The sequence below is a fragment of the Agrococcus sp. HG114 genome (assembly GCF_024723325.1).
Classification (GTDB): Bacteria; Actinomycetota; Actinomycetes; order Actinomycetales; family Microbacteriaceae; genus Agrococcus.
Map to the genome: position 1 here is coordinate 1 of NZ_JANQCH010000304.1, position 380 is coordinate 380.

Annotated in this window: 1 protein-coding gene; it reads right to left on the minus strand. The window is 66.1% G+C overall.

Annotation, left to right across the window (positions count from 1 at the left end; translation table 11 throughout):
- Nucleotides 1-380, minus strand: a 380-nt coding sequence (locus tag NWP09_RS13355; protein WP_258275956.1) for a hypothetical protein, incomplete at both ends; no start/stop codon positions are given.

A 380-nucleotide genomic window follows, 5' to 3' on the forward strand; every position in this document is an offset into this window, starting at 1 on the left:
CGGCACTATCGCCCGCCCAACATCGGCCAGGCGTGGCGCCAGGGCATCCGCGATCCGGTGGATGACAAGGGGGCTGTCCTGCCCTAGGATGATCATGACCGGGGCATCGATGGTTTCCAGCCTTCCCTCGTCCAGGATCCCTGCGCGGTCCCGTGTCAGGGTCTCATCGGTGTCGACCACCAGCTTGATCTGATCTGCCATGGCCCGTCGGGTGGCTGGGGGCAAGCTGTCGAAGGGCGCTGCGCCCCAGATGTCGATAAAGGCGCGCGCGGCATCGTCGTCACGCCCCTGGGCGATCATTTCGGCCATTGTTTGGTCGCGGGTGATCTGCTCGGCGTCGGGTGCTGCGGCAAAGAGCACCGGCTCGATCAGGGTCAGGC